Raw genomic sequence first — 21,272 nt, forward strand, 5'->3', positions numbered from 1 at the left:
TAACAGTACGAAGTAATTCATTTCGTTCTAGCGAGCTGACCTTTGTATCTTTCCAAGGTTTCGCATTTTTTCTTGGAGGAATCACCGCATGCGCTTGCCGATCTGCAATGACCTGACGACATTGTTTGGTGTCATAAGCGCCATCCGTATAAACAGAGTCAATCTGCTCATCTAAGGAAATTTGATCGAGTAAATCACCAAGTACCTGTGAATCACTTACATTGTTAGTTGTAAGCTGAACTGCACGTATTTGGAGAGTTTTAGCATCTATACCAATATGTAATTTACGCCATTGACGACGATATTCAGGCTGATGTTTCTTCCTTTTCCATTCACCTTCACCTAAAAACTTTAGACCGGTAGAGTCTACTAGCAAGTTAAGCCCACCACTGCTTTTTTGATAACTAATCGCAATATCAATATGTTTTTGTCTTCTGCAAAGCGTACTGTAATCTGGTGCTGTCCAATTTAATCCACAGAGTTTAATCAGACTTTGAACAAAACCTGTGACCATACGTAAAGAAAGGCGAAATAAAGATTTAATCATTAGACAGCATTGGATGGCGGTGTCGGAATAAGTTTGATTTCGTCCATGCTTGCCTTTTGGCTGCGCATACCATTGAGTCTTAGTGTCAAACCAAATTGAAATATTTCCTCGATTTATTAATGCTCGATTATAAGAAGACCAATTGGTGGTACGATAAATTTTAGGTGCAGGCTTGTTCATTTGGAAATTATATTGTGGAATAAGCCCTTAACGATAGGTTTGTGCAACAAAGTCGTCCTGTACCAACAGCTATAGGAGAGTTTTTTTGTGCTTCCGATAACTTTAATCTACCATTTTCATCTCTTTCAAACATTTTAGAGGGATCAACGAGAGACTTATCCACCCCAAATTGTAATAATCCGCCTATGGTCGCACTAAAAGAAGCACCATCAAGTGCTGCATCAACAGCTTTCGCTCTCTTTAAATCCTCAAGCCCCTTACCTAAGTTTTGGATACTAAATATCATACATCCTACCGAGGCATTGAAACTTAATTTCCTCCTATCCGGAATAGGAGTATGCTTCATCGCATAAATATTTTTAACTTGCCCCGCCGATACACCACCTCCTGCAAATATATTACCGTTATGCATATTAATCGCAATTGATCCAGATGGAGTAAAACTAGAGCCTGCAGAGCAAACGATATAATCTAGTTGAGCTGGATAACAATGACCTGCTGCGCATTTTACCATCGCAGATGCACGCGAAGATGGAGACCTAACCTGTGCTAGGCGCTCGCCTCCTTTATTAATGTTATTTACAGCAGAACCTAACTTTTCTTTTGCAGTCTTATTAATGCTTCCTAAAAAAGTACTTTCCTGTTTCTGTTTCAATTTATTATATTCTTTAAATTGAGCGTCTATACCCTCCTGATATGCTTTTTTAGCATCAGGAAAATCTTTCTCAGCCACCAGCCCCATTCGATCCACCCACAGATTAGGATCGCTTACATATTTCGTAGTGTGTAATCCACCAAACAATCCAATTGGATCTTTACTTACATATCTTGCCTTGCGCAATTCTAAAGCAGTGCTTTAAAATTTCTCAGGCTCATAATAACGGTAACGGTTATAATGTAAGCCTGTTTCGCCATCCTTGCGCTTAAATCTGAGCAGTGCTCAGATCTTGCTCATGCCCTTGAAAACGAATATTGGTTTGTTCAAGTAAATTATGAGAAGCCTTTATTTCTAAAGCTTCACCCCATACATCCTGCTTAATTTCCCATATACATTCACCTAGCTCATTGCTCAATGTTTGCGGTGTACCAACTTGGTCACAATGATAGAATGCAAAACGTTCTAATTCAGCCTTGTTCTTGAAAACTCCAAAAGAATCAGCTAGGTCGAAAAATTTATTTGCTATTTAAATATCTAGAATATGAAGGAATCAAATATCTACCATTAATACTTATAAAATAGAAATACAATATAAATAGAACAGGTGATAAAAAATAATATTTAGACATAAGAGAAAAAGATACTACCCCAACACCCAAAAATAAATATAAGTAAAACAAAAAAACATTCAAAAGAAACCTATTGCGCGAATAAAAATTCCTTTTGCACTCTAAGAAACTATATACGTTATAGGATAAAAAAAATAACCCACCATATGTTATCAAACCTGGAGTTACCAACAAAATAATCACGGCTATGAAAAACCTAAAAATTGAATCAGCTGGCAATTTAATCAAAACATAAAGCAATATGTATAAAATTAATAAAGCTATATAGTAAAAATATTTAAGATTATTAAAATCTGATCTACTTAAGCTCAATCTAAGATCATTATTCACAACTATCACCCAATGCCTTATTTATTCCTGCCTTCACAGCAGATCCACCCAAAACACCACTACTGTACATTCCTCCAATTAACAGACCCGTAACAGCTCCTCCTGAAACTTTTCCTACAATTACTTGTTTACCAGTATAGGGACCATATTTATTAGATTTTATTACTGCAGTTGACTTTTTATACTGTTCAAGCATAGCTGAACCAGTCGTCCAAGTTTGTAAACCCGTTTCTTTAGTTATAGCTTTACCAAAAAGCCCACCTAAACCAGCAGAAATAAGCCATGGAGCATCTAAGGGATTTAACTGTAAAGCAGTATTAACCGTAGCTGCAGTATATTTATTTCCATTTATTTTATCTCTAAGATATGAAACTGCTGGAATGTCTGTAAGCTGAAACCCCATAGTATCAGTATAATTATCAAATGTTTGATCAATAAAACTTTTATCCTTAACGTAGCAACCACCTGTAAACTCCACGACTGCCTTTCCAAGGCTATTTTCTTTTTTTAATCCCATCCTATCTACCCATTGATTTGGATTCCTGACGTATTTGGAATTATTCATCCCACCTAACAACCCAATCGGATCTTTACTCACATACCTTGCACTATGCGGCTCATAATAACGGTAACGGTTATAATGTAAGCCAGTCTCTCCATCATAATATTGGCCTTGAAAACGAATATTGGTTTGCTCAAGTAAATTATGAGAGGCCTTTATTTCTAAAGCTCCCCCCCATACATCCTGCTTAATTTCCCATATACATTCACCTAGCTCATTACTTAAGGTCTGAGGTGTACCAACTTGGTCACAGTGATAAAAAAGCACCCGCTCCAATTCAGCTTTATTTTTTCGTGTTTCAGTTTTCCAAATCGGATCTTTATAAACCAAATAATCTTCATGCTGAAATTGAGCATAGTCAGGCGTTTCTAAAAGCTTGATAAAACCTGTATAGCCCGTTTGCAGCAGCGGTACAAAACTCTGCGGTTCATAGACATAATGCTTGGTGTAGTTTTCTTCGACGTCATGAGATTGCTGTGACTCCCAAATCATCAAGTCACCGTCCCAGCCAAATAAGGTCAGGGTTTGCGCATTTTGATTTTTCTTGTATAAACGCCGTCCAAATACATCATACCCATATTCGGTCACTTGACCATTATGATCACTGCGAATCAAACGGTTCAGATTATCCCACGTCAGTTTTAATCATTTGCCTGCATGGCTGCTTTCAATCACATTGCCTTGTGCATCGTATTTATAGTTTTTACCCTTATATTGAGCGATCAAATTACTTTTCGCTTGAGACGCTTGTGTAGCAAGGGAGTCAATCAAATTCCCTGCAGGGTCAAAAGTAAAGCTTTCCATTTTATGCATACTTTTGCTCTGTATCAAACGGCCAACCGCATCATATTGATAATTCAGCTTGCCTAAACGGCTGTCGTCCACCTGCGTGAGTAGATAATTTTGATCATAATGATACTGCCGTTCCGCCTGATGCTGTACTCGCCCTAGAGTCTCTTGCTCTGGCTGAATCAGCTGCGAACTGAGTAAACCTACATCATTATAATTTTTGCTTTGAACCAATCCATTGGCGAGCATCCGCGCTGTTTCACGGTGCAAGTCATCGCGCTGAAATGCCACCATGTCTTTTTTATTTAACGCAATGCCATAAATATGCCCTGAACCATAACTCAAATTGCTTTGAACCTGTCCGTCAGGGCGAATCGTTTGAGCTAAATTTCCCAGCACATCATATTCATAACGCAGCACAGCCGTCAGCGGAGTGAAATGCGGCACTTTATAATGCTGATGCTCACGGACCAATTGGCCAAGCGCGTTGCGATAAAAATCGATTTGACTGTCTTTATTCGTCGCCTTACTCAATTGATGATTCATGTTGTATTCAAATTCTTCTATTTGACTTACACGAGTTTGTACATGGGTATAAGTTTTTGAAGCGATTGCGCCATCAGCAAAATATGCAAATTGAGTAAAAACATTCGGCTGACGGATTTGGAACAGCTGACCGTTTTCATTGTAGCTATAATATTTTTCTTCGCCATCGAAAGCCTGTTCACGCGCCAATTGACCATAACGGTTATATTCAAATAAATATTCTGCATAGTTTTGATTGATCAGCTTTTGAATACGACCTTGCTGATCCCATTGGTAGCCAATTTGATGACGGTTCGCATCTATACGCTGTTCGAGCAAACCCGCAGCATTATAACGGTACTGCGTGCTTAAACCTTTGGTATCCGTATGCTTGAGCAAACGCCCTTCTTCATCATGCTCAAATTGTTCTTTTAAACCATCAGGGTAGACAATTGCTTTAAGCTGGCCTTTGTCTTTGCCATCTGAGCTGTAGATATATTTGACTTGCTGCGCATCAGCAGACTGCTAGGCAGTCAGTGCGCCTTCTTCATCGTATTCCCATGCGCTTTCTTTACCTGAACAATCGCTATATGCGGTCATTTGCCCCAAATCATTGTATTGAATTTTTTTAGCGCCGCCTTTGGCATCAATGATTTCGACAATTTGATTATCGTTGTTGTATTTATATTGCGTGCTATGTCCTAAAGGATTAATTTCCTTCGTTACATTACCGTCTGCATCGTATTCTTTTTTCCAGATATGACCTTCTGGATCTTTGGTTTCCGTCAAATTTCCTGCTTCATCATAGGCAAAACGGATGATGCCTCCATTCGGCTGTACAATTTTAATTAGCTGATCTTGCTCGTTATAAACTTGTTCTGTTTCTAGGCCTGCAAAATCAATTTGACGGGTAATGCGTTTTTGACTGTCACGCGATAGCCATTTTTCACGGCCATCGGCTAAGCGTGTGCGATAGGTGAAACCATCTAAGTCAAAATAGTAATAGGTCGGCACATCATAAGCATCATAGACCGCAACTTGGCGCAATCGCGGATGCCACTCCAAACGGGTCTTAAAACTGCCGTCATCTGCCCATTCCGCTATGGCTTTGGCATTTGCTTCTTTTGATTCATATCGAATATTATGCCCGCGCCCTGTACGGTCGGCATAACGGGTCAGCTGATGCGCATCATTATATTCATAGCTGCGCACGTGACCATTTTGATCTACGGCCTTTATTAAATTGCCTTGCGCATCATATTCATAACGTGACACTGGCTCTACCTGTCCATCCACAAAAGCAGCAATGAGTTTTACTTGATCATTAAAGGCAAACTTGAGCTAGTGCTTGCCACGCTTCAATTGAAAATCAATGCCTTGAAGATAAGCTTGCTGTTCAAACAACAGATAACTTAAGGCAACTTTTTCATCTGTTTCTTCATTAAATTGCTGAAAAAAATTAAAGCCCGCCAAATACCGCATTAAAAAACTAAACTTCTTTGTCTATCTTAAGTAAAAAATTATAAGGTATCATCAAATAAAAGAATGTTTTATTTAAAATATAAAAAGCTATCAACAAAAAAACAGCAACAATAAAAATAGGGCCAAAATACTCATCATTTTTTAAAAAACCATTCAGAAAAATAATCAACCCCACTTGCATACCTAAAAATACCATTATTGGTGCAAATTTATTTTTTTTATTAACTAGACCATCAAAATACTCATAAAACTCATGCAAAGTCATTTCTTCAGGATTATTTATTTTATCTAAAAGAAATTTATCATAATTTTCATTGTTTTTTAAATTTTTAGAAAATAAAAAAACAGATAAAATAAAATAAAATAAAATTCCAAAATATAAAAAAATCGGATTCACCTCAATTAACAATGTAAAACCAATAATAAAAAACACAAAAGATACAAAAATATGCCCTAATATCCTATGCCTAGAATATGATATATAGTTTTTTCCACGCTTAAGTTTGAAATAAAAAAATAAAACCAAAATAAAGTAAAATAAATAAATAAATTTTAATAAATCCTTCTCAAATCCACCATTAATTGTTAAGGCAAATAAAAAACCAAAAACACCTATAGCAACATTTAAAATAAATTGATTTTTTATAAAGAAATCAGAATCAAACTTTGTTAATTTTATAGACATAATAATTCTCAAAATAACCAGGATGGCAATGTATAATTAAGCCATAATAACTTATTTCCCTTTTCAGTTATTTCCACCATCGTGTTTTGAGTACAAGTCTGTAAATGATTGTAAAAATCCCTTAATCCCTCAGTAAAACCAAATTTTTCATCAAAGTAGTCGAGGGCCCATCCGATTGCAATACCAACTAATACTCCGACACCAATAACGACACCAATTGGACCTCCACCAACTACAAGACTTACAATTAGAACGCCTAACCAAGTTCCAACTATTGTTTTTACAGCCATTCCCGTAAGATTTGCTAAAAGATCTGTAATATCTTTTTGGCTAGTAGGTAATTTTGCCCATTTTTGAATTTCAATAGCTCCACCTACAATCAAACCTGCTAGCGATCCTTTGACCGTTCCCTTCGGGCTAAAATCAAAAGCAACCTCTCTTGGCAATACTTGAGTTAGCACATCTTTGGAGTTTGCTGCAAACTTTGCATAATGAAAATATGCACGCCCTCTGATTAAACCAATAAAGAATAGACCATTATGATTACCCAAATTTTTTATAATAAATACAGCTTGTGAAGCAGCAACTCCCATAACATTAAAGAAAGGTTTAAAAAATTTATCAATAATACTTACTCGTTTTGCCACATCTAGTGAAGCTGTAGCGACACCTACGCTTACATTCCACCAAGTAGCACTATTATCAAATGAAAATGTTTCTTTTATGCTTTTCCAAATACTCTTAAACTCTTTATCATTACATTTTTTAGGATCTTTCATATCCTCTAATGAAAACTTCTTATCTGGCCCATTATAATTTATATCAATACAATATTGAGCATATTCGTTACCATTAAAATCTTGCTTATTAGATTTTCTTCCATCAACCAATGGTTGTTTTAAAATCGAAATTGTCTTTGGCTTTTCATTAGACTTATAAATCTTTCCATCTAATGCCCCGATATTTATCATTTCAATTTCTTTTCCATTTTTATCACTTATAATTATCCCCCCTTTAAATCTCGCAGGCACTTTAAAAATTACTTCCTGCCCATCTTGCCAATTTATAAAACTATTTTGCTTTAATGCATTATTAAATAACACACCACCATCATCCCTTTTAGCAATATAAGTTTTACCTTTAGATAATGATAATAATACTTTAATATCTCTAGAAAATTTCAACTCATTAATTAATGCTGTACTCTGATTTCCTCTAGGCTTAGTGAAAGTTTGTAAAGCATTTCTATCTATTTTCCATTCTCGATACAATTTATCAGAACCAACTGCTATTGCACGTTCCTCTCTGATAATTTCTAATTTAGTTTTTTTATGTCTCAGATAAATATCCAAGTATGGCCGAGTATAAAATCTACTCCGAAAATTATCAACTGAAGACCCTAATGAAATTAATCCCTTATCAGTAGATATAAGATCCGTAAATCCATTTGTATTGAAACTCGACCAATCTTTTATAATCAAAGATTTACCATTCTTATCATTTTCTTTTGCTAAAATCTTGTATTCAAAATGATTTTTATCTAACAACTTCCCAAATGGATCAAAAATTTTAAGTTTAAAATACCCCTTTTCAATCTGAACTGTTTTCACGTTTTCTTTTAAAGAGGTTTCAACTTCTGATAAACTCACTTCATACGTTGGAATCTCATAATATCCTTTACTTGGATTAAATAACTCTATTCTAATTTTTACAGGCGTTTTTGAGGATATTAAAACCGTATAACCATCTTTTGATGCAAAAATATTTTCTACAATTGGTTTATCTCCACCTTCCGAATAAACAATTCTATATTTTGCCCCCCAAAAACCAACTGATTGCGCGTATCTATCTTTAAGTACTACTCTAAATTTAGCTTTATAAGGCTTAGTCATTTTTATTTACCTATTTCTTCTTGAAATGATAAATCATTTTCAAATTTTCCATCAAAATGAATATAAAATTTCTGGCTTTGATCAGTTTCAATTAAATGTGTTTCACCATTGGAATTTGTTTTACCACTTTCCACATCTCCATTTTCATAGAAAATAAAATAATTAATATTCTTTCTTAAATTATTATCTGAATCTTTAATAATAAACTTTTTAGAATATGCTTTGCCTTGAGATATTTGAGGTAAAAAAGGAATTTTATAATCTTTTTTAGATCCTGTTACAAACTGATGCTGCCCTGCCTTTGCTTCAAATTTCCCACCAGTAGTCGAAAAAACACCAGATCCATTAATTTTGATCTGTGAACCGCCTGCAGTTAAATTAATCTCTTTCGGGCTGGTAATATAAATCGTATCTTCGGTTGAAATAATTTGAATGCCTTTACGTGCAATCAAATCTGCACCATCGCCCTGAGCCTGAATCTCAACCTTTCCTTTACCAGCAAAAGCACGTAGGCCTTCTTGCGCTGCAAATAAGCTAATCTTCTTACTTGCATGTGCAATTAAACTCTTTTGAGTACTTAAGTTAATGCTGTCACTCGCACTTTGGCTGATCTGCCCATCTGCAGAAATATGAATATCTTCATTTGTACTCAAAGCGATAGAATTGGGTGAAGCCAAGACCATTACAGCTGTTTTAAAGGCATCAGCCTGTTTCGGATCGGTTTTACTTAAGCTATCAATAAAACCCTTAATATTATCCAATACTTCTAATGGATCAGTTTGCTGATTCTTAGCCACCTCACTGAGCGCTTTACTACTGTTTAAACTCCCTTCCAATTGCTGTTTTGCTTCTTGGGCATCCAAGTGCATGCCTGAGGCTTGCCCTTGTGAATGTGTACTGAGTAATAAACCTTGCCCTGCCCGAACTGCGCCCCACTGATCAGTCCGCAGTTCAAAGCCCTCGCCTCGGTCTGCACTGCTTTCTTTATCTTTCGGATGACTGAGCTTACCTAAATTCAGCTGCGCTGCGCCATGACTGCTTTGCAGTTGTGTTGATATTTGACCTGTAGTGTCATCAAAACGAAGCTGTCCAAAACCTTGCCCTGCGACCTCTTTGGAACGGATACCTGCAATTTTTTTGGTGTCTGGCAATTGTCCTTTATTATCAAATTTGGTTGGGTTACGTGCTCCTTCATGAATACGTCCCACCACAAAAGGTCGGTCAATATTGCCGTCAAAGAAATCGATCACCACAATTTCATCTATACGTGGTAAGAACCGTGCACCATAACCTTCACCCGCCCATGGGGTTAAAACATCCACCCAAGCAGAGTCCGTATCGGTATCATTACTGCCTGCGCCCCCATCATGGCTGTGGTCATCGCTACGAGTGAAAAGGAAGCGAACTTTAATCCGCCCCCACTTATCGACATGAATTTCCTCACCTGCTGGCCCAACCACTTTTGCACGCTGTGCATAAGCATTTGGGCGATGCTGTTCGATGTGATACTCAGGGACAAATGCAATATTACGTCGTTGTAAACTCAGCGTATTGGCTTGTCGTTCATCTTCATCTGCCAAATTTTTAATTGACCATTGACTCTGTTGAATCAGCTGATTGACTTGTGTATTCAAATCTTTCGGTAAGTTGTTTTGATTATAAAAAGATTTTCCGACAATCAAAAACTCTGCATCTGCACCGCTGTGTTGGTCTATTTCTGGATGTTCTTGTAGCTCAAACCAATAACCGACATGGGTATCACGCACCGTACTCTGTGCACTAAATTGTTTTGCTTGAAGCGCATGATATTGGTTCAATTGTTGATTGAGACGCTCAATTTGCGAACCGCCCGAAGCCGTCGCCCCATCTTCACCGTTCAGGTCTTGCATCCACGCTGGGCTGGCATGCCATGCCTGTTCTAAACCCAAGCTGGCATTGTCTTGATTATCGCTATGTTGGTGGCTACTTTGTACAGAACCTGCGCCTTCTTCTTGACTCAGGCTATCTGCTTGCCAGCGTTGTACATGTACTGCGGTAGGTTGCAAGCTACGCTGTGCAATAAAGCTCGTAATACTGTCTTGTTGCTCTGTAGCACTACTGCGATGAAAGCGTATAGAACGACGCGCAAGTGCGCTGTATTGGCTATTATCATCAATTAAACGTAACTTTTGTGGCTGAATGCTCTCTGAAGCATGCATCACCCTATTTTGCGTTTCATCAATCAGCCAATTGATACCTTCACTGCGCAGTAAACGCGTTAAGAAGTCATAATCCGTCTCATTCGACTGCATCATAAATGGACGAACATCATATTCGCGTTGTAAGCCTGAAGTATCTAAACTTAAAGCGGTGGCAAACAGTGGGCTTTTTTGTTGCCATTCTTTAAAAAGAAGCTGCACCACATCAGGTACAGATTTATTCATAAACACACGACTATTACGACGCTTATGCCATAAAGATGTTGCATCTTGCACGCGGAGTTTATACAGCGTTAATGAGCCGTCACTTTGCCCTTGGACTGCTTCCGTAATAATGCCCGTTGTACGGATCAATTGTCCGCGATCAGAGACTTGATCGACTGCGACTTGAGCACCCAAAAAGTTTTTTAAAGGGATGAGTGCATCTGTCGAAAGGCAAATGAGTTCTGCACTCAAACCTTGGTTAATTAAATGTTCGCCATCAATGCGCTGTAGGAAAACTTGTGTGTTTAAGGCTGGATTAGAAAACTGAACATGAATAGCACGCTTTTGTGGGCTTAAGCCTAATTTTTCTAATGCAGCAAAGATATGACTTTGCATAATTATTATCTATTATAAAAATTTGATTTTTTAATTCGAGCGTATTTTAAGCAAATTTTAAGCTTTTTTCCAAGCCCTTAATTATTTCTTTTTATCAATACTTCGTAAATTGATGAGTTTATTTGATTATTATTTGTAATTGTTTTGGCCATGTCTCATCTTGGTTTAATTCGTTTCCAAGATACACGTTGACATGGCACTCATAACTCAATACCTGATTTAGGCTGACTTAGCTTTGCTTGCAAGGTGATCTAATTTTTTTAGCACTTCAGCCACAGCCACCATGGCAAAGCTTGAGGTAACCACCACAGCAGAACCATAACCACCACAGCGTAAGCCTGCACTTGGGCAGACATCTGCACTTGAAAATGGGTTATCTATTGAATACACACAGGTAATTCCAAACTTATCTTTAGGCTTTTTACAAATGCCTTTACTCCGCAGTTGTGTACGTAGTTTTGCCAACATAGGGTCTTGTTCTGTCTTGGATAAATCTGCCACACGAATTTTAAGCGGATCGAGTTTACCCCCTGCTCCACCCGAAACAATCAGAGGTACTTTGTTAAAACGACAGTGCAACATCAGGGCAAATTTGGCTTTCACATCATCAATACAATCTAATATCAGATCTGGATTGCCCGCCAAAAGCTCTGTGACATTTTCTGGCGTTAAATAGTCATCGATTAAATTAATTTTAATGCGAGGGTTGATTGCACGACAGCGCTCAGCCATCACTTCAATTTTTTCATGACCTAAAGTCGTGCTCATAGCAGGCAACTGACGGTTAATATTGGATGCAGCCACTACATCCATATCAACCAGCGTTAATTCGCCAATACCTGTACGTGCCAGTGCCTCAACTGCCCATGAACCTACACCACCAATACCAATGACCATCACATGGCTTTTTTCATAATGATTAAAGTTTTCTTCGCCATAAATTTTAGCGACGCCAGCAAAACGGCGGTCATATTCATCATCTTGAAGTAAGTCGGTCATAAAGGTTCAAAACAGCAAAAACAAGAGCGCTAGTCTAACAAATTTAGTCTGTGTTGACTGCGCTAATATTTTCACAGCACAGTTCGCTTGCGCTTGTTTGATAAATTCCGCACAATTATTTTGATTAAAATTTAAACTAAAATAATTTAAACAATGTGAAATTCAACGGTGCAAGCTGATGACGTTTTTTACTTTTTTATTGTGTCTCAATGCTTTGCTTATTTTGGCTTATGCAACACTCATTTTAATGTATCAAAAGAAAAATCTAAATTTAAGTATCATTATTCGAGTGTTATTTTTAACTCTATTTAGCTTGGTCGTATTTGCGCATTATGAAAGTGAGCAGCAATTTATTGTGATGCTGTGTTTATGGGTCATCTTTGAAGCCTTTTATTTAAAAAAAATTCATCATGCCCAATCTGGCAAATAAGGTCTTGCACAACTCGGCACCATAAAAAAAGAGGCTTTCGCCCCTTTTTGCTCCACCACAACTTAGTCTTTATTCATAATAAAGAAGTATTCACGGTAGTATTTGAGTTCTGCAATCGAATCGCGGATGTCATCCATTGCCAAGTGAGAGGCATTCTTTTTCAAGCCACCCATAATTTCTGGACGCCAGCGTTTTGCCAGCTCTTTAACACTTGAAACATCTAGGTTACGGTAATGGAAGAATTGCTCAAGCTCAGGCATTAAACGGTGCATAAAGCGGCGGTCTTGGCAAATTGAGTTACCGCACATTGGTGAAGTTTTTGGGTTTACCCACTTTTTCAAAAATTCTAAAGTCTGCTGTTCTACATCTTGCGCCGACAATTTACTACGGCGTACACGTTCAATCAGACCTGATTGACCATGCTGACGTGTATTCCACTCATCCATCGCATTTAAAATGATATTTGATTGATGTACCGCAAGCACAGGCCCCTCTGCCAGAATATTCAAATTATCATCCGTCACAATCGTTGCAATTTCAATAATTTGATCGTTATCTGTATCGAGACCTGTCATTTCTAGGTCAATCCAAATGAGGCGAGTATCCGGTGTGCTGCTCATAAATGTGCAATCTTATTAGGCATAAAAAATCTATAGTAGCAAATTTATTGGGCCTGCGCTGTAATTAGCCCCCGCTTCATGCTATTTTTGCGGTCTAGTTTCCATGGTTTTTTAGGACACGAATGGCCTTAATTCGCAAGCGCCGCCTGACCGAACAACAGCAGCGCCGCATTCAAAAACAGCATAAATCTCGTCAAGAAGACATCGATACATCGAATGATCTTGAGGGACTGGTGGTACAACATTATGGGCGGCAACTTGAAGTTCAAGCGCTCACTGAACCTGCTGTTCATGCCGAAAAGCCAACTGTTGCTGCCGGTGAACCTGAGCCATTTTGGAAAGCGATTGAATTGGGCAGTATCTGGCGCTGTCATACTCGGACCAATTTAGAAGCATTGGTAACCGGTGACCGCGTGAAATGGCAAGCCGACCCCAATACGGGCCTCGGGATTATTACCGCAATTCATCCACGCCAATCATTGCTTACACGTCCAGACCGCTATCACAAAGTGAAGCCTGTAGCCGCCAATGTCAGTCTGATTGTGATTGTATTTGCGGCCTTTCCAGAGGTTGCTCCTAGCTTGATCGATCGCTATTTAGTGGCCTGTGAAGATGCCAATATCCCTGCATTATTGGTGCTCAATAAAATGGATTTGGTCAAAGAAAACGACCCTATTCTAACGATTGTGCAAGAGTATAAAAACTTAGGTTATGAAGTTTTACTGACACAGTCAGATGGTGATTTATCGGAATTGGCTGGTCGTTTAGCTGGCGAAACCGTTGTATTCGTGGGGCAATCTGGCGTAGGCAAAAGCTCGCTCATTAATACCATTGTTCCAGATGCGCTGCAAAAGACCAACATCATTTCTGAAAACTCAGCACTAGGGCAACATACCACGACCTCGACACGCTTAATTTCCTTTGGTGAAAATGCTGCCTTAATTGACTCCCCCGGAATTCGTGAATTTGGCCTCTGGCATTTAGATACAGAAAATGTGCAAAATGGTTTCCCTGAGATTCATAATTTACTCGGCCATTGCCAATTCCGTAACTGTACCCATAAACATGAGAAAAAATGTGCGTTGCGTATTGCTGCCGAAGAAGGTCAAATTTTGCAACGTCGCCTAGACAGCTTCTTACGTTTAATTGATGAAATTACGGAAGCTCAGCAAAAAAATTAGTTTTATTCTGTTGCAGCACTTGAAGCGGTGATTTTGATCACCATATTTATGAGCTATACTCTTGGCAATTTTTGAATTGTAATTTAGGTGACTTGTGGAACGTTGGTTCGAATTTATGGGGAATCACCCCTTCTTATTTGGAACGCTCGCTGTATTGGTAGTGCTGTTCTTTATCCTTGAAGGCCAACGTAATGGTCGTAAAATTTCACCGCAATCATTGGGTATTTTAGTTAAAGCTAAAAATGCAATGTTGATTGATTTACGTGATGCTAAAGATTTCCGTGAAGGTCATATCAGCGGTAGCCGTAACATTCCATACAGCCAAATTACAAAGCATCTTGATGAACTTAAAACTTCTGATCGTCCATTAGTATTCGTCTGTAATTTGGGTCAAGTCGCAGGTTCAGCTTTACAACAAGTTGGACACGCAGATGCTTATCGCTTAGATGGCGGCATCAGCAACTGGAAAGCTCAAGGCTTACCTTTGGTTAAAGCAAAATAAAGATTGAGGAGATTTAACATGGCTGAAGTAACGATTTATTCTACTACTGTTTGTCCATACTGCATTCGTGCAAAACAGCTCCTTGAGCGCAAAGGCGTAGCTTATAAAGAAGTTAATCTATCCAATGAAGCGCCTGAAGTTCGTGTTGAGTTAATGCAACGCACTAACCACCGCACTGTGCCACAAATCTTTATTGGTGAACAATTTATTGGCGGTTTTGATCAACTTTATGCTTTAGAGCGTGAAGGCAAACTCGATGATTTATTGGCTTAATCGCCAATAAACATCATCTCTTCATATTAAGGATTAAAGAATGAGTGAAGAACAACAAGCTCCACAATTAGCATTAGAGCGCATTTACACTAAAGATATTTCTTTTGAAGTACCTGGGGCACAAGTTTTTACTAAAGAATGGCAACCTGAGTTAAACATCAACCTTTCTTCTTCTGCAGAAAAAGTTGACCCAACTCATTTTGAAGTTTCTTTAAAAGTTGTTGTTCAAGCAAACAATGCGGGCGATACAGCATTTATCGTTGATGTAACACAATCAGGTATTTTCTTGATTGATGCGGTAGAAGAAGAACGTCTTCCGTACATTCTTGGTGCATACTGCCCGAACATTTTGTTCCCATTCTTGCGTGAAGCAGTAAATGATATGGTTACTAAAGGTAGCTTCCCTCAGTTGCTTCTTACACCAATCAACTTCGATGCTGAATTCGAAGCGAATATGCAACGTGCTCAAGCCGCTGCTGCTGAAGGCCAAGCTTAATCGTAAAGCCTCAGATATAAAAAAGACCGCATTTGCGGTCTTTTTTATTGCCTTTTTAAGGGCTCCTTCTCCCTTTGAGAGAAGGTTGGGATGAGGGTGAAATAACCCTCTCCCTAGCCCTCTCCCAAAAGGAGAGGGAACTGAAAGCGAATTATTCAGCATCCAGCATTAATTCAGCGCTCATACCGACAGTATTGAAGCCTGCGTCTACATATAAAATTTCGCCTGTAATACCATTTGCCCAAGGTGAACATAGGAATAATGCTGCATTACCCACATCTTCAATGGTTACATTACGGCGTAATGGTGCAACTTTTTCATTCAAGTCGAGCATTTTACGGAATGATTTAATCCCCGAAGCGGCTAAGGTACGAATTGGACCTGCAGAGATTGCATTCACACGAATACCTTCTGCACCCAAACTTGATGCTAAGTAACGTACACCAGCTTCTAAAGATGCTTTTGCCATGCCCATGACATTGTAGTTTGGCATCACACGCTCAGAACCTTGGTAAGTCAGTGTTAATAAACAACCTTGACGCACTTGCAATAAAGGCTTCGCTGCACGCGCCATTGCTACAAAGCTATAGGCACTGATGTCATGCGCAATTTTAAAGCCATCGCGGTCCGTAATTTCAGTAAAGTCGCCATCTAGCGTATGCGCAGGTGCAAAACCAATTGAATGCACAACGCCATCCAAACCGTCCCAATGTTTTGCAAGTTCTGCAAAAGCTGTATCAATTTCTGCATCTACAGCAACATCACATGGGAACACTAAAGTTGAACCAAATTGTTCTGCAAAATCATCAACACGTTTTTTTAATTTTTCATTTGGGTAAGTAAAAGCAAGTTCAGCACCTTCACGATGTAATGCTTGTGCAATACCAAATGCGATTGATAATTTGCTGGCAATCCCTGCGATTAAAAAGCGCTTACCTGCCAATAGTCCTTGTGCCATGTGAATCTCACTCGAAAAAATTTTAAAGCATAATGCCAAGTCTAAAGCATTTTAGACATTGCATAATGCACCTTTTTTTAAACTTTATCACTCCAGCTTCGCTTCAGCTCAACCAAGAGCAACATTTAAGACAATGCTAAAGCTTCCAAACTATTGCGCCATAACTGGTCTGCAAGTTTCTGTTCATCTTGCCCAAGACTTTGTGCCAAAGCCTGTAAAACATAGGGCAAATTGACAGGCGTATTTCGCGTTCGGCTACCATCACCCAACTGACAACACAGCGGTGTCATGTCTGGGCAATCTGTTTCTAATACCAAATGTTCAGGCCCTAAAGCCTGCACGACCTTATGTAGTTTCTTGGCATTTGGGTTCGTAATTTGCCCTGTCACGCCAATTTTAAAGCCTAAATGAACAAAAGCTTTGGCTTCTTCCACCCCACCACTAAAAGCATGTGCAATGCCACCATGCCGAAACTTTTGGCTTTTCAGCATTTTTAAGACTTCAGCATGAGACTTACGAATATGCAATAAAATTGGCTTTTGATAATGTTGTGCCAGCGTGATTTGACTGGCAAAAAAATACTGTTGCTGTGCAAAAATATCAGGCTGTTTATGCTGTGGCATAAAAGTATCTAAACCAATTTCACCAATGGCCACACACGTTTCTGTTTGTAAAATCTGTTCTAGATCAAACAAATGCTGTTCACGGTGCTGTTCAATATAAAATGGATGCAAGCCTGGCGCTAAATAGCTACGTGGTGCATTTGGCAGCTGTTGTACAAAATGATGACTCTGAATTAATTCTGCAAAGCGTGATTGTAAAAAACCAATATGCACCAAAGCCTCTACGCCTACCGCCTTTGCAGCCTGTGCGAGTTCAGCCCGATCGCCATCAAAGTCAGGCACATCAAAATGCGTGTGCGTATCAAATAAATACATGAATTATTTCGATGCAGGTTTTGGTTGTGCTTCAGATGCAACGGTTTCTACTTTAGCTGGTAAATATTGTGCTTTAAGCACTGTTTCCAACTGAGCGTATGGAATCGTTAAACGAGGTAGCCCCACGACGTAAGGTCCAATGTCATATTCACCGTATTGTAAAATCAGACCCTCTTTAGACAAATAATAATTATCGCTCAGCTTAAATTTCCACGCCTGCTCATAATCTTGCACATTGTCTGCCAACTTGGCATCGATGACCCATGTTTTAAATGCCTCATGTGCTAATTGTTCTAAACGTGGCTTTTGCTTTGCTAAAAGTAGTGCATCTAAAGTTACTAATTTTTTGCTTTTGAGATCAAAGTTATAATACTGCTGTGCCGACGCGCCATGCGCTCCGCCCAAATAGCTACTGCTATTCAAAACAACAGTCGCAATCGGCTCACCTGAATTTAAGATTTTAGGCTTAATCATCAGACTGATTTTTTGGGCTGAGCTTAAATTTTTCAGCTCTTTATCCAACGCCACAAAAGCCTGTAGATAGGGTTCAAGTTGCTGCTGCATTTTCACTTGTGGTGTTTGTACATCGGCCAGTGATTTTGCCTCGGATGCTACCTGAGCTTCACTGGCTGCTAGGTTTGCCTTTTTCTGTTCAGGCTCTACAGAAAGCATTGCTCCCAATTGCTGTAAAATTTGCTGATCAATAAATTCATCAATAAAGCTTTGATTACTGTTTAAGCGATCCAACGAAATTTCAGGGCAACTTTTGCCATCACACTCAGGCAATTGAATTTTTAATTTTTCTGAATCACCAATTAATTTGGCACTGAGGTCTGGCGCAGGCTTGGTCGCTTTTTCAGGCTCTGCCTTAGGCTCAGCTTGCTGTGGTTGACATGCAACTAAGCCCATGGACAACACTAAAATGCTGAATAATCCTATATTTTTATGTTTTAACATTTTATTAACCTATAGCCTAAAGGTGCGCTTACATCATGTCAGTGATTGCGTGCTTTGTCATTTTCCATACACAAAATGCACCTATTTCCATCACTAAACCAATACATATTTATATCAGATTTCAGCATTTTACTTAAAACATGGAAGGGTAAATATCCGCTTTTAATACTTGTTGGGTTTGTTCTTTGGTTAAATAAATATCCAACTGTTGCCCGTCTTTGACAATTTCGTTAGAACGATAATGCAGACCAATACCTTCTTGGTCAAAGAACCAGTCTGCCTGTCCCCAATATAATTTTTTAGGTGCATCCTTACGCACCAATGTATTTTGTTCTTTGAGCCATTGGGCATAGGTTTTTTGTACAAAAGCGTCCATTTTAGCCTGTTGTTTTGGCTCTATAATATCAAGCGCGGTTAAGTTTTTTTGCGTACGGCGGTCCGCGACAAAAAAGTAATACCGCTCTTTTACTTTAATATTTTCTTGGGCACTATCGCCCCCCACTTGCATCAACACAAATTGATTCCGCTGATACGGAATTCGCGTATATACCGCCAACTCATAAGCATGATTGGCCTTAAATTCAGCTTGCCATGCATCCGATTTTTTAACATAAGCATTCACAGCTTGCTGCAAACTCATTTGTTGCTTTAAGCCAATTTGGTCTTGAATCACTTGCGCCTGCTTTTGTTCAATCCACGTATTTAACCAGCTATCTTTGGTTTTTAAGGTTTGAATTTCTAACTCAATACAATTTTTAGTTTCACAAAAAGGCAAAGCGATTTGTGCTGTTTGTTCTTGAATATTTAGGTACGGCAATACTTCTGCTAATTCTTTTTTGGGTGTAGCCTGTACTGGTTCTGAAGCAACCTTAGCATCGGATGCTTGCTGTTTTGCACGATCATTACAGCCACTCAATCCAATACTGAGTGCGATGAATGACAAAAAGGCGGTGTGCTGAAGTAGCTTCATAACAAGCAAATAACCTATAAAAGTTAAGTTAAATTTATCACAAATTAAAACAGCTTCCTAAGAAGCTGTTTTCAATAAATCAGATACTGGTAAAACTAAAGCATATTTTTAGTGTTCACGGGTATTGCGGAACACAATATCAGGATAACGCTCTTGCATTAGCTGTAAGTTCACACGGCTCGGTGCAAGATAGGTTAAATGACCACCACCATCGACAGACAATTGGTCATGTGCTTTTTTCTTAAATTCATTGAATTTTTTCTCATCATCACACGATACCCAACGTACGGTGTTAATGCTGACAGGCTCGTATACACAATCCACTTTGTATTCTTCTTTCAAGCGGTATGCAACCACTTCAAACTGAAGTACACCGACAGCACCAACAATCAAGTCGTTACTGTTTTGAGGCATGAACACCTGTGTTGCACCCTCTTCCGAAAGTTCTTTTAAGCCTTTTTGTAACTGCTTAGATTTTAATGGATCTTTTAAGCGTACGCGACGGAACATTTCTGGTGCAAAGTGTGGAATACCTGTGAATTGAAGCTTTTCACCTGATGTAAAGGTATCGCCAATTTGAATGGTACCGTGGTTATGCAAACCAATAATATCACCCGGCCACGCCTCTTCTAAATGCTGACGATCGCCTGCTAAGAAGGTTAATGCATCTGAAATACGCACATCTTTATCTAGACGTACATGCTTCATTTTTAGGCCTTTTTCATATTTACCCGAACAGATACGCATAAAGGCAATACGGTCACGGTGTTTTGGATCCATGTTGGCTTGAATTTTAAATACAAAGCCTGTGAAACCTTCTTCAGTCGCGTCCACTTTACGGTCTTGTGTTGGGTGCGCTTTTGGTTCTGGTGCATAGTTACTAAATGCATCTAGTACATGGTCTACACCAAAGTTGCCAAGCGCAGTACCAAACAATACAGGCGTTTGACGACCCGCTAAAAACTCTGCACGATCCAATGGTTCATTGGCCATTTGTACAAGTTCTAATGATTCTTCAAACGCTGCCCAAGCCAACTCACCTACTTTTTCACGTAAGTCTGGGTAGTCATAGCCATCACGGATTTCAATGTCTGTAATGGTTGAACCAAAGCCTGCTTTATATACATAGAACTTTTCTTCGATGAGGTTGAATACACCAGCGAAGTCACGACCTGTACCTAAAGGCCAAGTTAAAGGTACACATTTAATTTTGAGGACGTTTTCAATTTCATCTAGCAATTCTAATGGCTCACGAATTTCGCGGTCCATTTTGTTGACGAATGAAATGATTGGTGTGTCACGCATACGACACACTTCCATCAATTTAATCGTACGGTCTTCGACACCTTTTGCACCATCAATCACCATAAGTGCAGAGTCAACCGCTGTTAATGTGCGATAAGTATCTTCAGAGAAATCTTCATGCCCTGGGGTGTCGAGAAGGTTAATCATCTTGTCTTTGAATGGGAACTGCATGACTGACGTGGTAATTGAGATCCCACGTTCTTTTTCCATTTCCATCCAGTCAGATGTTGCCGCACGGTCAGACTTACGGCTTTTTACCATCCCCGCAACCTGAATTGCTTGTCCCCATAACAGCAGTTTTTCTGTCATGGTGGTTTTACCCGCATCGGGGTGGGAAATAATCGCGAACGTACGACGCTGAGCGACCTGTGTCGCTAATTCATCTTTAAAACTCATGGAAAGACACCTACTGCAGACGCGCAGCGCAAAAGACCAAATCTGATCAAATCAAAAATTGGCGATATTGTAGCAGATTTCTTTCGGTATTCCTCCACCCTCACATACACACCAAAATACATGATTACACTTTAGCAGTCCGCATTTCATCCGCTTCTTCGTCATGCCTT

The 21,272-nt window shown here is 39.0% G+C and carries 17 protein-coding genes and 2 pseudogenes; 5 read left to right on the forward strand and 14 right to left on the reverse strand.

Features of this window, described 5'->3' with window-relative positions; translation table 11 throughout:
• The 8 genes and pseudogenes from DYI81_RS03895 to DYI81_RS03925 all read right to left on the reverse strand — a co-directional run.
• The coding region (locus DYI81_RS03895; RefSeq protein ID WP_117006767.1) for an IS5 family transposase at positions 1–727 on the reverse strand (727 nt) is incomplete at its 3' end.
• Between the two features lie 7 nt (positions 728–734).
• Positions 735–1,469 carry a hypothetical protein gene (locus DYI81_RS18070; RefSeq protein ID WP_240627342.1) on the reverse strand — a complete coding sequence of 245 codons (735 nt, stop codon included), beginning with the start codon at positions 1,467–1,469 and terminating at the stop codon, positions 735–737.
• Positions 1,449–1,866 (reverse strand): annotated as a pseudogene (locus DYI81_RS18075) (RHS repeat-associated core domain-containing protein); the annotation flags it as partial. The gene DYI81_RS18070 and the pseudogene DYI81_RS18075, both read right to left, overlap by 21 nt.
• 986 nt (positions 1,867–2,852) lie before the next feature.
• Positions 2,853–5,672, reverse strand: a pseudogene (locus tag DYI81_RS03905) (RHS repeat-associated core domain-containing protein); the annotation flags it as partial.
• Between the two features lie 37 nt (positions 5,673–5,709).
• On the reverse strand, positions 5,710–6,387 hold the full coding sequence (locus tag DYI81_RS03910; protein WP_106986073.1) for a hypothetical protein: 678 nt from the start codon (positions 6,385–6,387) through the stop codon (positions 5,710–5,712).
• 8 nt (positions 6,388–6,395) lie between these two features.
• Positions 6,396–8,279 carry a hypothetical protein gene (locus DYI81_RS03915; protein ID WP_117006768.1) on the reverse strand — a complete coding sequence of 628 codons (1,884 nt, stop codon included), beginning with the start codon at positions 8,277–8,279 and terminating at the stop codon, positions 6,396–6,398.
• A 2-nt stretch (positions 8,280–8,281) separates the two neighbouring features.
• The gene (locus DYI81_RS03920; protein ID WP_171356302.1) at positions 8,282–11,077 is read right to left on the reverse strand and encodes a type VI secretion system Vgr family protein; all 2,796 of its coding nucleotides are present in this window, start codon (positions 11,075–11,077) and stop codon (positions 8,282–8,284) included.
• Between the two features lie 219 nt (positions 11,078–11,296).
• Positions 11,297–12,076, reverse strand: a complete 780-nt coding sequence (locus DYI81_RS03925) for a tRNA threonylcarbamoyladenosine dehydratase (RefSeq protein WP_117006770.1) — start codon at positions 12,074–12,076, stop codon at positions 11,297–11,299.
• 178 nt (positions 12,077–12,254) lie between these two features.
• On the opposite strand from DYI81_RS03925, the gene DYI81_RS03930 reads away from it, so the two are divergent.
• Complete coding sequence (locus DYI81_RS03930) at positions 12,255–12,506, forward strand: hypothetical protein (RefSeq protein ID WP_106985178.1); 252 nt, start codon at positions 12,255–12,257, stop codon at positions 12,504–12,506.
• A 62-nt stretch (positions 12,507–12,568) separates the two neighbouring features.
• On the opposite strand, the gene orn is transcribed toward DYI81_RS03930, so the two are convergent.
• Positions 12,569–13,126, reverse strand: a complete 558-nt coding sequence (gene orn / locus DYI81_RS03935) for an oligoribonuclease (protein ID WP_106985177.1) — start codon at positions 13,124–13,126, stop codon at positions 12,569–12,571.
• A gap of 122 nt (positions 13,127–13,248) precedes the next feature.
• Here orn and rsgA point away from each other — a divergent pair, with 122 nt between their 5' ends.
• The 4 genes from rsgA to secB all read left to right on the forward strand — a co-directional run bounded on the left by rsgA (position 13,249) and on the right by secB (position 15,578).
• A complete protein-coding gene (rsgA, locus tag DYI81_RS03940) occupies positions 13,249–14,307 on the forward strand; it encodes a small ribosomal subunit biogenesis GTPase RsgA (RefSeq protein WP_106985176.1) in 1,059 nt (352 codons plus the stop codon).
• 94 nt (positions 14,308–14,401) lie between these two features.
• Complete coding sequence (locus DYI81_RS03945; RefSeq protein ID WP_106985175.1) at positions 14,402–14,809, forward strand: rhodanese-like domain-containing protein; 408 nt, start codon at positions 14,402–14,404, stop codon at positions 14,807–14,809.
• A gap of 18 nt (positions 14,810–14,827) precedes the next feature.
• Entirely contained in the window at positions 14,828–15,082 is a 255-nt protein-coding gene (gene grxC, locus DYI81_RS03950) for a glutaredoxin 3 (protein WP_106985174.1), read from the forward strand.
• Between the two features lie 40 nt (positions 15,083–15,122).
• A complete protein-coding gene (secB, locus tag DYI81_RS03955) occupies positions 15,123–15,578 on the forward strand; it encodes a protein-export chaperone SecB (protein WP_106985173.1) in 456 nt (151 codons plus the stop codon).
• A gap of 151 nt (positions 15,579–15,729) precedes the next feature.
• Here secB and DYI81_RS03960 read toward each other — a convergent pair whose 3' ends face one another.
• The 5 genes from DYI81_RS03960 to DYI81_RS03980 all read right to left on the reverse strand — a co-directional run bounded on the left by DYI81_RS03960 (position 15,730) and on the right by DYI81_RS03980 (position 21,102).
• Positions 15,730–16,536, reverse strand: a complete 807-nt coding sequence (locus DYI81_RS03960; RefSeq protein ID WP_106985172.1) for an enoyl-ACP reductase — start codon at positions 16,534–16,536, stop codon at positions 15,730–15,732.
• A 125-nt stretch (positions 16,537–16,661) separates the two neighbouring features.
• A complete protein-coding gene (locus tag DYI81_RS03965) occupies positions 16,662–17,474 on the reverse strand; it encodes a TatD family hydrolase (RefSeq protein ID WP_117006771.1) in 813 nt (270 codons plus the stop codon).
• Between the two features lie 3 nt (positions 17,475–17,477).
• On the reverse strand, positions 17,478–18,431 hold the full coding sequence (locus DYI81_RS03970; RefSeq protein WP_117006772.1) for an RsiV family protein: 954 nt from the start codon (positions 18,429–18,431) through the stop codon (positions 17,478–17,480).
• 133 nt (positions 18,432–18,564) lie between these two features.
• Positions 18,565–19,401 carry a hypothetical protein gene (locus tag DYI81_RS03975; RefSeq protein WP_117006773.1) on the reverse strand — a complete coding sequence of 279 codons (837 nt, stop codon included), beginning with the start codon at positions 19,399–19,401 and terminating at the stop codon, positions 18,565–18,567.
• A gap of 108 nt (positions 19,402–19,509) precedes the next feature.
• A complete protein-coding gene (locus DYI81_RS03980; RefSeq protein WP_106985168.1) occupies positions 19,510–21,102 on the reverse strand; it encodes a peptide chain release factor 3 in 1,593 nt (530 codons plus the stop codon).
• Positions 21,103–21,272: the final 170 nt, after the last annotated feature.

It is taken from the genome of Acinetobacter sp. SWAC5, from assembly GCF_003419885.1.
GTDB classification, from domain to species: domain Bacteria; phylum Pseudomonadota; class Gammaproteobacteria; order Pseudomonadales; family Moraxellaceae; genus Acinetobacter; species Acinetobacter cumulans.

What these genes read in the sequence shown, in the direction of transcription:
- DYI81_RS03975 (WP_117006773.1), bottom strand. Translation starts at nt 19,401, where the DNA reads ATGAAGCTACTTCAGCACACCGCCTTTTTGTCATTCATCGCACTCAGT.
- DYI81_RS03970 (WP_117006772.1), bottom strand. Translation starts at nt 18,431, where the DNA reads ATGTTAAAACATAAAAATATAGGATTATTCAGCATTTTAGTGTTGTCC.
- DYI81_RS03915 (WP_117006768.1), bottom strand. Translation starts at nt 8,279, where the DNA reads ATGACTAAGCCTTATAAAGCTAAATTTAGAGTAGTACTTAAAGATAGA.
- DYI81_RS03925 (WP_117006770.1), bottom strand. Translation starts at nt 12,076, where the DNA reads ATGACCGACTTACTTCAAGATGATGAATATGACCGCCGTTTTGCTGGC.
- DYI81_RS03965 (WP_117006771.1), bottom strand. Translation starts at nt 17,474, where the DNA reads ATGTATTTATTTGATACGCACACGCATTTTGATGTGCCTGACTTTGAT.
- DYI81_RS03920 (WP_171356302.1), bottom strand. Translation starts at nt 11,077, where the DNA reads ATGCAAAGTCATATCTTTGCTGCATTAGAAAAATTAGGCTTAAGCCCA.
- DYI81_RS18070 (WP_240627342.1), bottom strand. Translation starts at nt 1,469, where the DNA reads ATGGGGCTGGTGGCTGAGAAAGATTTTCCTGATGCTAAAAAAGCATAT.
- DYI81_RS03980 (WP_106985168.1), bottom strand. Translation starts at nt 21,102, where the DNA reads ATGAGTTTTAAAGATGAATTAGCGACACAGGTCGCTCAGCGTCGTACG.
- orn (WP_106985177.1), bottom strand. Translation starts at nt 13,126, where the DNA reads ATGAGCAGCACACCGGATACTCGCCTCATTTGGATTGACCTAGAAATG.
- DYI81_RS03960 (WP_106985172.1), bottom strand. Translation starts at nt 16,536, where the DNA reads ATGGCACAAGGACTATTGGCAGGTAAGCGCTTTTTAATCGCAGGGATT.
- secB (WP_106985173.1), top strand. Translation starts at nt 15,123, where the DNA reads ATGAGTGAAGAACAACAAGCTCCACAATTAGCATTAGAGCGCATTTAC.
- rsgA (WP_106985176.1), top strand. Translation starts at nt 13,249, where the DNA reads ATGGCCTTAATTCGCAAGCGCCGCCTGACCGAACAACAGCAGCGCCGC.
- grxC (WP_106985174.1), top strand. Translation starts at nt 14,828, where the DNA reads ATGGCTGAAGTAACGATTTATTCTACTACTGTTTGTCCATACTGCATT.
- DYI81_RS03930 (WP_106985178.1), top strand. Translation starts at nt 12,255, where the DNA reads ATGACGTTTTTTACTTTTTTATTGTGTCTCAATGCTTTGCTTATTTTG.
- DYI81_RS03910 (WP_106986073.1), bottom strand. Translation starts at nt 6,387, where the DNA reads ATGTCTATAAAATTAACAAAGTTTGATTCTGATTTCTTTATAAAAAAT.